The following is a 12,711-nucleotide window of genomic DNA, read 5'->3' as shown; positions in this document are numbered from 1 at the left end:
GCCAGAGTTGCCCCATGCCCATCCCGCGCTGACTCGTGTCATCGCACCGGCGACCGCCCCGCCAACACCTTGATCGACACCAGCGCGACCACGGCCAGCCCGACGATGTACGCCGACACCGCCATGGACGTCCCTGTCGCCTCCAGCAGCAGCACCATGACGAAGGGGGCGAGCCCGCCTCCGAACACCGCCGCGATCTGGTAGCCGAGGGAGGCGCCCGTGTACCGCATCTCGGGAGTGAACAGCTCGGCGAACAGGGCGGCTTGAGGGCCGTACATGATGCTGAGGAAGCAACTGGCGACGAACGTGCCGACCGCCAGCCACAGCAACGAACCGGTGTCGATGAGGAGGAACAGCGGTACGGCCCACAGGGCGATCCCGGCGGCGCCGAGCGCGTAGACGCGGATGCGCCCGACGCGGTCGGAGAGGGCCGCGGCGGCCGGGATGAGCACGAGCTGGGTGAGGCTCACACAGAGCGACACCGCGAGAACCGGCCCGCGCCTCATGCCGAGTTCGCGGGTCGTGTAGTCGAGGACGCCGGTGATGAGGATGTAGAACGTCGCGGTGTTCACGGCGAAGGAGCCGCCCGCGAGGAGGACCGTGCCGAGGTGGTCGCGGAGGATCGTGCGCAGCGGTGAGCTCTTCTCCTCTCTCTCCTTCTCCACCAGCGCCTGCTCCGCCGCCCGGAATTCGGGGGTCTCCTCGACACGGCGGTGGATGTACCAGGCGAGGCCGAGCACGAACAGGCCGATCAGGAACGGCACGCGCCAGCCCCAGGCGGTGAACGCGGTCTCGCTGGTGGCCGCGCCCGCGACGAGGAAGACCGTGTTGGCGCTCACCACGCCGATGGGCACGCCGAGTTGGACGACACTGCCGTACACCCCGCGCTTGCCCTCCGGGGCGTACTCGGTGGCGAGCAGCATCGCACCGCCCCACTGGGCGCCGACGGCGACTCCCTGGGCGACGCGGAGGAGGACGAGCAGGACCGGAGCGGCGATCCCGATCGTCTCGTAGGTGGGGAGGAGGCCGATGCCGGTCGTGGCGAGGCCCATCAGGGTGAGGGCGACGACCAGCATGGGCTTGCGGCCGCGTTTGTCGCCGAGGTGGCCCGCGATGACGCCGCCGACGGGGCGGGCGAGGAAGCCGACGGCGAAGGTGGCGAACGCGGCGAGGACTCCCGCGGAGGGGCTGCCCGCGGGGAAGTAGAGGTCGCCGAGGACGAGGGCCGCGGCTATGCCGAAGACGAAGTAGTCGTACCACTCGACGGCCGAGGCGAGGGCTGCGGCTGTGGCGACCTTGCGGCGGTGGCGGGTGGCGGGGGTGGTGGACTGTTGGGGACGTGGGGAATGAGCGGTGTCCATACGTGCACACTCCGGTGGGTGCGGGGACGTTCCAGGGAACGTACTGACCGGACGGTATGGAGGTCAACGGTCGCGCACACACGGGGAAGATTCAGCCCCTCCGGCGATTGAGGAGCGGGGTCCGGACTCGGACTCGGACTCGGGGGGCAAGGGGGCGCAGCCCCCTTGCAGGGGTCGAAGGGGCGGAGCCCCTGGTGATGGGACGGGTAGGGGCGGCGGGGGCGAGGAAAACCCCGGTCGATCGGCGCGCGCTAGAACACCACCAACGCCCGCCCGCCCTTCCCCGCCACCATGTTCTCGAACGCCCCCGCGACCCCCTCCAACGCGATCCGTTCCGTGACCAGGGCGCCCAGGTCCAGCTCACCCGCGCGCACGAGACCGGCCAGGACCGGCAGGTCCCGCGCGGGGTTGGAGTTGCCGTACACACAGCCGGAGAGGGTGCGGCCCCAGTGGAAGATCTCCAGGGCGTTGAAGGTGACCTGCTGGTCCTTGCCGCCGATACCGACGACCGTGGTGCGGCCACCGCGCCGCGTGGAGTCCCAGGCCGCACGGATGGTGACGGCACGGCCGACACACTCCACGGCCACGTCCACACCCTGTTTGCCGGTGAGCCCACGGATCTCGCGAGCCGTGTTCTCCGACGCGACGACGAAGTCCGTCGCGCCCGCCGACCGGGCCAGTTCCTCCTTGGCCGGAGAGACGTCCACGGCGATCAGCCGCTCGGCGCCCGCGATCCGCGCCGACTGGAGCGTGGCCAGCCCGACGCCCCCGACGCCGAACACGGCGACGGTCTCACCCGGCCTCACCTTCGCCGAGTGGTGGACGGCCCCGTACCCGGTGAGGACGGCGCAGCCGAGCAACGCCGCGTCGGTGAGCGGGACTCCGTCCGGTACGGGGAGCACGCAGTCGGCGGAGACCACGGTCTCCTCCGCGAACGCGGCCACGTTCAGGCCGGGGTGGAGGTCGGCCCCGTCGGAAACCCGTTTCGCGTACACGTCCCCGGCACCGGTCAGGGCGTTGGCGCACAGCCACACCTCCCCCAGTCCGCAGGCGTGGCAACGACCGCAGGAGGGCGCCCAGTTGAGGACGACGCCGTCGCCGACCGCGACATGGGTGACCTCGGGCCCGACGGCCACGACCGTGCCCGCGCCCTCGTGGCCGAGCACGGCGGGCACCGGCACCCGCATGGTGCCGTCGGCGAGGGACAGGTCCGAGTGGCAGACCCCGGCGGCGGCCAGCCGGACCCGTACCTGTCCGGGTCCGGGCGGCGGCAGTTCGATCTCGGTGATCTCCAGCGGGGCCCCGACGGCGGGCAGCACGGCGGCACGGACCACGGCGCCCTCGTCGTTCGTGGCGCTCATCGCGTTCATGGTGTTCACGTGGACCACTCCCCCGCCGCTCAGAACTGCAGGGACTTGGTCTGGAGGTACTCGGCCAGCCCGTGCGTGCCGAGCTCTCGGCCCACGCCCGACTGCTTGTATCCGCCGAAGGGCGCGCGGGGGTTGAAACGTCCGCCGTTGATGTCCACCTGGCCCGTGTCGAGCCGGCGTGCGAAGGCCGCCGCCTCCGCCTCCTCGCCCGCCCATACGGCGCCCGCGAGCCCGTACACCGTGCCGTTGGCGATCGTCACGGCGTCGTCCTCGTCCTCGTAGCGCAGGATCGAGAGCACCGGCCCGAAGATCTCCTCCTGGGCGATGGTCATCTCCGGCGTCACGTCCGCGAAGACGGTCGGGCTGACGAAGTAGCCCTGCTCGCTCGGGGGTTCGGCGCCGCCCGCGACCAGTCGCGCGCCTTCCGCGACCCCCTTCTCGATGTACCCGCGTACGCGTTCCCGCTGCTTGGCGCTGACCACGGGGCCGATGCGGTCGCCGTACTTCCCGGCGGCCTCGGCGGCCAGTTCGACCGCCCGCTCGTACTGCGAGGTGTGGACGAGCATGCGGGTCCAGGCGCTGCACGTCTGGCCGGAGTTGGACATGACGTTGGCGACGCCGACGGCCACGGCGCGGTCGAGGTCGGCGCTCGGCAGGATGACGTTGGCGGACTTGCCGCCGAGTTCCAGGGCCACCTTCTTGATGGCCGCTCCGGCCGTCGCGGCGATCCGGCGGCCGACCGCCGTGGAGCCGGTGAAGGAGACCAGGTCGACGCCCTCGTGCTCGGCGAGCGCCTGGCCGGCGACCGGGCCGAGGCCGGTGACGAGGTTGAAGACGCCGGCCGGGATGCCCGCCTCGTCCACCGCCTCGGCGAAGAGCTGGGCGGTCAGCGGGGTGTCCTCGGCCGGTTTCAGCACGATCGTGCAGCCCGCCGCCAGGGCCGGGGCGACCTTGGCGACGATCTGGTGGAGCGGGTAGTTCCAGGGGGTGATGGCGCCGACGACGCCGACGGGCTCGTGGTGGACGACCGAGTTCCCGACCTTCTCCTCGAAGGCGTACGTGGCGGCGAGTTCGGCGTACGACCCGGCCACCAGCACCGGCAGTCCCGCCTGCACCTTCTGCGCGAACGGCGGCGGGGAGCCCAGCTCGGCCGTGACGGTCTCGGCGATCTCGTCCTGGCGGGCGGCGAGGACGTCCCGGAGGGCGCCGATGAGGGCGCCCCGCTCGGCGGGCGGGGTGGCGGCCCAGCTCGGGAGAGCGGCGCGCGCGGCCCGTACGGCGGCGTCGACGTCCTCGGCGGTGCCCGCGGGGACCCGGCCGATCTCCCGCTCGTCGGCCGGGTTCACGACCGCGATCGTGTCCGTACCGACGGCGGGCCGCCAGGCGCCGTCGATGTACATGCCGTCGTGTGCCTTCATCGCGTTCCTCCCGGGCGGTGCTCCTCGTCCGGACCCTAAACTAGCGGCGTTAGTTTTCTGCCACCAGGGGCCCCGGACGATCCCACACCCGCAAGGATCAGAAGTCGACCCGCTTCCTGTCGTCGACGGTGATCCCGGCGGGGAACGAGGAGACACAGGCAGGGTCCGCTTCGGTCGCCCCGCCCTGTCGCTCACGCGGAGTCCGACGGCCCCTTCGTGGCGGTCAGGTTGGCGAAGACCACGATGTTGCTCGCGTAGCCGGTCTTCCGGTCGTAGCGGCCGCCACAGGTGATCAGACGCAGCTCCGGGCGGTTCCGGGGGCCGTAGACCTCCTGGTTGGGGAAGTGCGCCTTCTCGTACGTCCGCACGGCGTACACGGTGTAGACGGCGGTGAGGCCGTCCACGCGCCGGACACCCACGATGCGGCCGGTCTGGAGCTCGTGCAGTGCGGCGAAGACGGCGGGACCCGTCTTGGTGTCGCGGTGGCCGACGACGACCACCGTGCCGGACCCACCGGGCGCGGGGCCGTCCTCGTACCAGCCGGCCGCCTTGGGATCGTTCACCGGTGGTGCCGTCAACCGGCCCCGGCCGTCGAGGCGGAGCCCGACGAGGGGGGCCTGGATGCCGAGGTAGGGGACGGTGAGGAGCGTCGCGCGGGCCCGCGGCAGCAGTTGGGGCGACGCGCCGGAGGGCGACCGCCGGGGCGCCGGCGCGCGCGATGCCCCGACACCGCGCGCGTCGGTCCGGGCCCCGGCGGGGTCTGCGGGCTCGTCCTGAGCCCACCAGACGCCGCCCACCACCAGAGAGACGGTCACCACGATCGTCCGCGTCAGGCGGTAGGCGCGCGTCCGGTACCAGGGCCTCGGAGTGCCCCTACGCGGCGCCATCGGAGCGACGGCGGCGCAGCCCGAAGTACGCGGCTCCGGCGACCGCGGCGAGGCCCACTGCCGCCGCGCCCGCGACCGGTGCGAAGTCCTGCTCCTGCGCGAGACCGCCGCCGCCGGCCGGGGGCCCACCGTTCGGCTCGGTGTTCGCCTCGCTCTTGCGTTCGCCGTTCGACTCGTCGGCGGCTTCGGCGTTGGGCTCGCTGTTGCGCTCGGGCTCGGCGTTGACCTCGGCGTTGGACTCGGCATTCACGCCACTGTTGAGCTCGGCGCCCTTCCCCGGCTGGGCGTCCTTCCCCGGCTCGGCGCCCGTCCCGGGCTCCGCGTTCGCTCCGCTGCGCGGCTCGGCGTTCGCATCGCCGCGGGGCGCGGCGTTCGGGCCGCTGTGGGGCTCGGCGGCCGCCCCGTCGTCGGTCACGGCGTTCGGTACACCGCCCGGCGCGGCGTTCCGATCGCCGTTGGGTCCGTCGTTGGGAACTGTTTCCGGCGCACCGCCCGGCGCGTGTGCGCTGGCCGGCGCCTCGCGGGTGCAGTCGATCTTGAAGGGCTTCTGCTTCCCGGCGCCCGTGCCGCCGTCCACCCGCCAGGTGATCTTGTACTGCGCCTCGGGAAGCGCCAGGTTGTCGTCCGTGCGCCCCGCTCCGTCGGTGAGCAGGACGCGCCCCGAGAGCTGGGCGGAACCGGGCTTCGCCGGCTGCCGTTCGATGGCCCACGAGATGCCCTGGGCCGACTCGAAGTTGACGGCCTCCAGGTAGAACTCGCAGACCTTCGGCCGGCCGGCCTGGGGGACGGCGTCCGTGTCCGTCATGCGGATCTTGATGTCGCCGCGGTCGCCGGGAGCCGCGACGGCGGTCGGTGCGACGAAGAACGCGGTTCCCGCCACGGTCAGCGCCGCGAGGGCCGCGACACCCGGGCGCGCGCCCGCGCGGCGTGTGAGGGACGACGAGGTGGGCATGCGAGACCTCCGAGAGTCAGGTGATAGTCACACAAATCGGCTTTCGACTGACTCTTTGTCACATCCACGACGGCCGATGTCGGCGCCGCGCTTCACTGCCCGTCAGATTTCGCTCTTCCGGCCCAAGGACGCCCCGGTTCCCCTGGCCCCGCCGGACCCGTCCCCGTCCCGCCCTCGCTCGGGCCTGGCGGGCGAGCGCAAGGCTATCCCCGAGGACAGCAGCAACAGCGCACCCAGCATGACGAACGGCGCGGCGACCCCGGCGACACCGGCGACCAGACCCGCGGCGCCGGGCGCGGCGACCTGACCGAGCCGGTTGCCCGTCAGCCGCAGTGCGAGGGCGGTGGAGCGCGCGCCGTCCGGCGCGGCCTGCACGACCGTCGTCATGGACAGCGGCTGGCCGACCCCGAGACAGAACCCGAGGGCGGCGAGCACCGCGGCGAGCACCCACACCGGCACCGGCAGCGCGATCCCCGCGCACAGCACGGCCCCCACGAGGCAGGTCACGGTGAGCAGCGCGGTCCTGCCGAGCAGCCGCAGCATCGGCGTCATGACGAGCCGGCAGGCGATGGTGGCCGCCGCGCGCAGGCTGAGCAGCAGGCCGATCACGGACGGCGCGATACCGCGTTCCTCGCCGACCACCGGCAGGTAGGCGGTGAGGACGTCGGTCGCGGACAGCACGGAGAGGCTGATGAAGATGCCCGCGGGTACGCCCCGGGTGCGCAGTATGCGGTGGACGGGAACCCGGTCACCTTGTGCCGTACGGGACTTGGGGGCCGTACGGTGCTCGATGCGCCACAGCGAGGTGAACGCCACCGCGGCGCCCGCCCCCGCCACGAGCAGGGCGAGCGCGCTCGTGCCCGCCCTGTCCGGGCCGCCGATCAGGGCGCCCGCGGCGATCGGCCCGACCAGCTGGCCGAGGGAGGCGCCGATCGTGAAGTGGCCGAAGTTGCGGTCCTGTTCGTGCGGCGCGGACTGGCGGGCGACGATCGACTGGGCGCCGATGACGAACGACAGGTGCCCGAGCCCCATCACCCCGCTCCAGGCGGCCATCGCGAGCAGCGAGTCGGCGAGACCGCTGAACACACAGCCCCCGGAGATGAGGACGACGCCGACGGGCAGCAGCGGCGCACACCGCCCGTGGTCGGTGCGGCGGCCCAGCGGTACGGCGGCGAACAGCGGGAGCAGGGCGTAGACCCCCGCGATCACACCGACCGCGCGCTCGTCGGCGCCCAGCGCGAGGGCCCGGTAGGACACGGCGGGCCGGGCCATCGACACCGCCCCCTGCGCGAAGCTGAAGGCGATGACGAGGCGGAGCAGCCAGCCGCGGTTCCCACCGGGCCTCACGAACACGGTCCTCCTCGAAGGTTCTTACTTCACTCAACTGCCCCGCGGGGCTCAGATGATGCCGAACACGATGCCCGCGCCGAGGATGATCAGCGAGGTGATCGCGGCCCACTTGACCACGAACTTCGTGTGGTCGCCGAACTCGACCTTGGCCATACCGACGAGCACGTACACGGCCGGGACCAGCGGGCTCGACATGTGCAGCGGCTGGCCGACGAGCGAGGCGCGGGCGATCTCCAGCGGCGACACCCCGTGCGCGGCACCGGCCTCGGCGAGCACCGGCAGGACACCGAAGTAGAAACCGTCGTTGGACATGAAGTACGTGAGCGGCAGGCTGAGGAAGCCGGTGACGAGGGCCATGTGCGGACCCATGCCGGCCGGGATGCTGTCGACGATCCACTTGGCCATGGAGTCGACCATGCCGGTGCCCTGCAGGACGCCGGTGAAGACGGCGGCGGCGAAGACCATGCCGGAGACGTTGAGGACGTTGTCGGCGTGGGCCGCGAGCCGGGCCCTCTGGTCCGGAATGCGCGGGAAGTTGACGGTCAGCGCGAGCGCGGCACCGAGGATGAACAGCACCGGGATCGGCAGCCACTCCATGATCATCGCGGTGAGCAGGGCCACCGTGAGCAGCGCGTTGAACCAGTACAGCTTCGGGCGCAGGGTGGGACGGTTGGGGTCCAGGCCCTGGAGCCGGACGTCCTCGTGGTCGTCGTCGGAGTCACTGTCGGAGTCGGCGTCCGCGTCGGTGCCGGAGCCCGCGCCGCCGGTCGTCTTCGCCGTACGGGCCTTGTCGCCGCCCTTGCCGCCGGAGGCACCCGCGCCGACGAGCACCGTCTCGGACGTCTCCTGCTTCTCGCCCTCGGCGCCCTTGCCGTCCTCGCCGTCCTTGACGATCTTCCCCTGCTCCAGGACGTCGTCCAGGCTCAGCACACCGAGGCGCTTGCGCTCGCGCAGACCGAGGAAGTACGAGAGGACGATCACGAAGACCAGGCCGACGGCGAGGGCGGGGATCATCGGGACGAAGATGTCGCCCGCGTCGAGCTTGAGCGCGGTGGCCGCACGGGCCGTCGGACCGCCCCAGGGCAGGGTGTTCATCACGCCGTTGGCGGTGGCGGCGACACCGGTCATCACGACCAGGCTCATCTTCAGGCGCTTGTACAGCGGGTACATCGCCGAGACCGTGATCATGAAGGTGGTCGAACCGTCACCGTCGAGCGACACGATCGCGGCGAGCACGGCCGTACCGATGACGATGCGCAGCGGGTCGGCCTTGCAGAACTTCAGGATCCCCCGGACGATCGGGTCGAAGAGGCCGACGTCGATCATGAGGCCGAAGTAGACGATGGCGAACATCAGCATCGCGGCGGTGGGCGCGAGGTTGCCCACCCCCTCGATGACGTAGTCGCCGAGCTTCGCCCCCTTTCCGACGAAGACGCAGAAGAGCGCGGGGATCAGTACGAGTGACGCGATCGGCGACATCTTCTTCATCATGATCAGGACCAGGAAGGTCGCGATCATGGCGAAGCCGAGAATCGTGAGCATAAGTGGGTACCTAACGTTCGCCCTTGAACAGCCACCAGGGCCGGCGGTTGGAGCGACGTTAGGGCGCGTCAACAAGTCTTAACAAGACGTTGACATGAGAGCAATAAGCGCAAAACTCCAGGTCACAGCGTTGTGCCTGCTGGCGCGATATCCACGGGCACGCCATTGAGCACCGCGTTGCCCGACAACGGGTCGAGTTGGGAGCCGTCGAGGAGCTGGTTCACGTTGACGCCGGGGTCGAGCGCGGCATGGCTCATGCGGGTGCCGGGACGGTCGTGTCCCCAGCCGTGCGGGAGGCTGACGACACCGCGCCGTATACCGTCGGTGACCTCGACCGGAGCGGTGACCTCTCCCCCGGCGCCCTTGACGCGCACGGCGTCCCCGTCGGCGATCCCGAGGCGTTCGGCGTCGTCGGGGTGGAGGTGCAGCGTGCAGCGGTTCGTGCCGCCGGTGAGGGCGGGCACGTTGTGCAGCCAGCTGTTGTTGGAGCGCAGATGCCGGCGCCCGACGAGCACGAGCCCGTCCTGGCGCTCCCGCAGCGCCTGCCGCAGCCGGGGCAGGTCGTCGGCGATGGGCTGTGGCAGCAACTCGACCTTGCCGCTGCGGGTCTTCAGCGGCTGTGGCAACCGCGGCTGAAGGGGTCCGAGGTCGATGCCGTGCGGGTGGGCGAGCAGCCTGGCCAGGTTCAGCCCGTCGGGTCGTACGCCGAAGCCGTCGCCGTACGGGCCGAGGCGCAGCATCATGTCGAGCCGGCGTTCGGGTCCGGTGTCCCCGGTGAGCGCGGCGGCGAGCTCGCGCGGGTCCCGTCCGTGCACGGGCGAGTGGGCCTCCTTGACGGCCTTGCCCAGCGTCTGGTCGACGACCATGGCGTCCACCGCCGACGGATCGGCGCCGTGCATGCCGGTCGCGGCGAGGACCAGCCGTGCCAGGATCTCGGTCTCGGGCATCCGGCCGTCCTCCAGGGGAACGGCGGCGGGGCTGTAGCGGACCTGGTTGCGCACGGCGAAGGTGTTGAACGCGAAGTCGAAGTGCGGGGCCTGCGAGGGCGGCGGCGGGGGCAGGATCACGTCCGCGTGCCGCGAGGTCTCGTTCAGGTACGGGTCGACGCTGACCATGAAGTCGAGCGAGCCGAGGGCCTTGTCGAGGCGGTCGCCGTCGGGGGCGGACAGGACCGGGTTGGCGGCGACGGCGATGACGGCGCGCACGGGCGTGCCCTCGTCGGTCGCGGTGTCGATCTCCTCGGCGAGGGCGGACAGCGGCACCTCGCCCTTCGCCTCCGGGTGTCCGCTCACCCGGCTGCGCCAGCGCCCGAGTTGGAACCCGTGGCCGGGTCCGGCGGGCCGGGGCGTCCTGTCGGTGGCGGACAGCGGGAAGAGGGCTCCGCCGGGCCGGTCGAGGTTGCCGGTGAGGATGTTCAGCACGTCGACGAGCCAGCTGGCGAGGGTGCCGTGGGGGACGGTGCAGCTGCCGATGCGCCCGTAGACGGCGGCAGTTGGCGCGGCGGCCAGCTCGCGGGCGAGGGCGCGGATGGTGTCCGCGTCCACGTCGCACGCGTCGGCGACTGCCTCGGGCGTGAAGTCCTGTACCGCTGCGGCGAGTTCATCGGCACCCAGCACATGCGGGGCGAGCTCCCCGAGGTCGGCGAGCTTCTCCTCGAAGAGGACGTGCGCCATGGCCGCGAGCAGCAGCGCGTCCGTGCCCGGCCGGACGGCGACGTGCCGGTCGGCGAGCTGCGCGGTACGGGTGCGGCGGGGGTCGACGACGGTGAGGGTGCCCCCGCGTGCCTTGAGCGCCTTCAGCTTGCCGGGGAAGTCGGCGGCGGTGCACAGACTGCCGTTGGACTCCAGGGGGTTGGCGCCGAGGAGCAGCAGGTGGTCGGTGCGGTCGAGGTCGGGTACGGGGATGGCGTTCGCGTCGCCGTACAGCAGTCCGCTGGAGACGTGCTTGGGCATCTGGTCGACCGTGGAGGCCGTGAAGATGCTGCGGGTGCCGAGGCCCGCGAGGAGGACGGTCGGGTAGAGGGCGCCGGCCATGGTGTGCACGTTCGGGTTGCCGAGGACGACGCCGACGGCGTTCGGTCCGTGCGTCTCGACGACCGGCCGCAGCCCCGCGGCGACGGCGTCGAACGCCTCCTCCCACGTGGCCTCGCGCAGCTCCCCGTCCTCGCGGACCAGCGGGGTGCGCAGCCGGTCCGGGTCCCCGTCGGCCTGCCCGAACGAGGCCCCCTTCGGGCAGATGAACCCCTTGCTGAACACGTCGTCCCGGTCCCCGCGCGCCCGGGTCACCCGGGTGCCCTCGATGGTGAGGGTCAGGCCGCAGGTGGCCTCGCAGAGGGGGCATATCCGCAGGGCGGTGCGGGCTTCCGCGGTGGTGTCGGTGGTACGGGACACGGGTCCTCCCGGGGTGCGGCTGCGACGGCGCGCTCTACGGCGACGGGGCACGAGTGCGACCGAGCATACCGACCGGTATGCATCTCGGGGAGTCCCCGGATCGGCCGGGTCAGTCCAGCACCCGGCCCAGATAGGCCCGCAGCAGCTCCCGCGCTTCCTGGATGATCCGCTCGTCGCCCTCCGGGGAGACACGGAAGGCGAGGTGGACGAGGGTGTCCGCGGTTTCCACGGCGACCAGGAAGGTGCGGCGCAGGTCCTCGTCCGGCGTGCGGTCGATGTAGCCGGAGAGGAGCTGGCTGAGGCGGTCCGCGACGCGCGTGTTGGGCTCGGCGTGGCGGGCACCGACGGGGATCTGGTTGCCGAAGTCGACGAGGGCGAAACCGGGGGCGGTGCGCTTCATGTCGAGGTACTCGTCGAGGACGGTGTCCATGGCCGTGCGCCAGCCCGCTTCCCCGTCCGTGTGGCGCAGCCGCTCGGTGACGCGCTCGGTGAAGCGGTCGAGGTTGCGCTCGGCGAGGGCGTCGGCCATCGCCCGCTTGTTGCCGAAGAACCGGTAGACCGATCCGATGGGCACGCCCGCACGCAGGGCGACGGCGCGGGTGCTCAGGGCGTCGTAGCCCGCCTCGTCGAGCAGGTCGGCGCAGGCGTCGAGGATCCTGGTCAGTCTTTCGGCGCTGCGGCGCTGCACCGGGGCGCGGCGCAGCGAGGTCGCTTGGGACACGGGCTTCATGGTGCCTTTCCGGAAGAGTGCGACGAGCGTCCCGTACAGGTACGCCCTTCAGTACGGTCCGGGGCTCCGCTCCCGCTCACCCCGGTCTCCGGGCCGCTCGCGGTCGGTCCCGGATCGGGCTCCGACTCCGTGATGTCCGCCGTGCTCTCGACGGGCTTGCCGTCGACGGACCACACGGTGTGGTCGTCGGCGTACAGGCGCGCGGTGAGCGGGTGGGTGCCGCGGGGGACGAGGTCACCGGGGAGGCGGTACTCGGGGTTACGCAGCCGGGCGAGGACGCAGCCGTCGAGGTAGAGGACGGCGACGCCACGGCCGGCCACGGCCACCGGCTTCACCCCGGTGGGCGAGAAACGGAAGTTGCGGACGCTCAGCGTGACGTCCCAGCCGTCGTCGGCGTCCGGCTGAACCTGGACGCCGACCTCCGGTGCGCCCTTCTCGTCGATCTCACGGTAGTGCCGTCCCTTCTCGTCCGTGTCGCCCAGCACCGTGCCCACGGGTGACGCCGACACTCCTGTCCCCTGCTCCCGCGCGCCGCCCTCGCCGCAGCCCGCCACGAGGCCGAGGAGGGCACAGACCGCGAGCGCGGCGAGACCTCCGCGCGTCCACGACATGCGGGGAGACTAGAGCACCCCTCTGACAGTCGGATCCCCCTGAAGTCGGGTTCTTGGGTACGACGGCCGTCTTGGCCGATCTTCGACGGCCGGGCGCCGG

At 72.0% G+C, this 12,711-nt stretch carries 10 protein-coding genes; all 10 read right to left on the bottom strand.

Features of this window, described 5'->3' with window-relative positions:
* Nucleotides 1–38: 38 nt before the first annotated feature.
* Nucleotides 39–1,361 carry an MFS transporter gene (locus AB0959_RS16985; RefSeq protein WP_366827178.1) on the bottom strand — a complete coding sequence of 441 codons (1,323 nt, stop codon included), beginning with the start codon at nucleotides 1,359–1,361 and terminating at the stop codon, nucleotides 39–41.
* A 251-nt stretch (nucleotides 1,362–1,612) separates the two neighbouring features.
* The gene (locus AB0959_RS16980; protein ID WP_366827248.1) at nucleotides 1,613–2,731 is read right to left on the bottom strand and encodes a Zn-dependent alcohol dehydrogenase; all 1,119 of its coding nucleotides are present in this window, start codon (nucleotides 2,729–2,731) and stop codon (nucleotides 1,613–1,615) included.
* 29 nt (nucleotides 2,732–2,760) lie between these two features.
* The gene (locus tag AB0959_RS16975; RefSeq protein ID WP_366827177.1) at nucleotides 2,761–4,149 is read right to left on the bottom strand and encodes an aldehyde dehydrogenase family protein; all 1,389 of its coding nucleotides are present in this window, start codon (nucleotides 4,147–4,149) and stop codon (nucleotides 2,761–2,763) included.
* A gap of 191 nt (nucleotides 4,150–4,340) precedes the next feature.
* Entirely contained in the window at nucleotides 4,341–5,036 is a 696-nt protein-coding gene (locus AB0959_RS16970) for a class F sortase (RefSeq protein ID WP_366827176.1), read from the bottom strand.
* Nucleotides 5,023–5,988, bottom strand: a complete 966-nt coding sequence (locus AB0959_RS16965) for a hypothetical protein (protein ID WP_366827250.1) — start codon at nucleotides 5,986–5,988, stop codon at nucleotides 5,023–5,025. The genes AB0959_RS16970 and AB0959_RS16965 overlap by 14 nt, the downstream gene beginning before the upstream one ends.
* Nucleotides 5,989–6,090: 102 nt before the next feature.
* Nucleotides 6,091–7,335: an MFS transporter gene (locus AB0959_RS16960; RefSeq protein WP_366827247.1), complete on the bottom strand. Its 1,245-nt coding sequence runs from the start codon at nucleotides 7,333–7,335 to the stop codon at nucleotides 6,091–6,093.
* A gap of 51 nt (nucleotides 7,336–7,386) precedes the next feature.
* Nucleotides 7,387–8,880, bottom strand: coding sequence for a CitMHS family transporter (locus tag AB0959_RS16955; protein ID WP_366827175.1), 1,494 nt, complete (start codon nucleotides 8,878–8,880; stop codon nucleotides 7,387–7,389).
* Nucleotides 8,881–9,002: 122 nt separating this feature from the next.
* Nucleotides 9,003–11,270: a molybdopterin oxidoreductase family protein gene (locus tag AB0959_RS16950; RefSeq protein WP_366827174.1), complete on the bottom strand. Its 2,268-nt coding sequence runs from the start codon at nucleotides 11,268–11,270 to the stop codon at nucleotides 9,003–9,005.
* Between the two features lie 109 nt (nucleotides 11,271–11,379).
* Nucleotides 11,380–12,000: a TetR/AcrR family transcriptional regulator gene (locus tag AB0959_RS16945; RefSeq protein WP_366827173.1), complete on the bottom strand. Its 621-nt coding sequence runs from the start codon at nucleotides 11,998–12,000 to the stop codon at nucleotides 11,380–11,382.
* On the bottom strand, nucleotides 11,997–12,611 hold the full coding sequence (locus AB0959_RS16940) for a nuclear transport factor 2 family protein (RefSeq protein ID WP_366827172.1): 615 nt from the start codon (nucleotides 12,609–12,611) through the stop codon (nucleotides 11,997–11,999). The genes AB0959_RS16945 and AB0959_RS16940 overlap by 4 nt, the downstream gene beginning before the upstream one ends.
* Nucleotides 12,612–12,711: the final 100 nt, after the last annotated feature.

The sequence above is a fragment of the Streptomyces sp. NPDC046862 genome (assembly GCF_040704615.1).
In the GTDB taxonomy this organism is placed as follows: Bacteria; Actinomycetota; Actinomycetes; order Streptomycetales; family Streptomycetaceae; genus Streptomyces.
Note: the sequence above shows the minus strand (reverse complement) of the source record. Positions and strands in the feature narration are given on the sequence as shown.

Bases quoted from the DNA above. Each gene is read 5' to 3' on its own strand.
- AB0959_RS16945 (WP_366827173.1), bottom strand. From the start codon at position 12,000: ATGAAGCCCGTGTCCCAAGCGACCTCGCTGCGCCGCGCCCCGGTGCAG.
- AB0959_RS16955 (WP_366827175.1), bottom strand. From the start codon at position 8,880: ATGCTCACGATTCTCGGCTTCGCCATGATCGCGACCTTCCTGGTCCTG.
- AB0959_RS16940 (WP_366827172.1), bottom strand. From the start codon at position 12,611: ATGTCGTGGACGCGCGGAGGTCTCGCCGCGCTCGCGGTCTGTGCCCTC.
- AB0959_RS16965 (WP_366827250.1), bottom strand. From the start codon at position 5,988: ATGCCCACCTCGTCGTCCCTCACACGCCGCGCGGGCGCGCGCCCGGGT.
- AB0959_RS16980 (WP_366827248.1), bottom strand. From the start codon at position 2,731: ATGAACGCGATGAGCGCCACGAACGACGAGGGCGCCGTGGTCCGTGCC.
- AB0959_RS16970 (WP_366827176.1), bottom strand. From the start codon at position 5,036: ATGGCGCCGCGTAGGGGCACTCCGAGGCCCTGGTACCGGACGCGCGCC.
- AB0959_RS16985 (WP_366827178.1), bottom strand. From the start codon at position 1,361: ATGGACACCGCTCATTCCCCACGTCCCCAACAGTCCACCACCCCCGCC.
- AB0959_RS16975 (WP_366827177.1), bottom strand. From the start codon at position 4,149: ATGAAGGCACACGACGGCATGTACATCGACGGCGCCTGGCGGCCCGCC.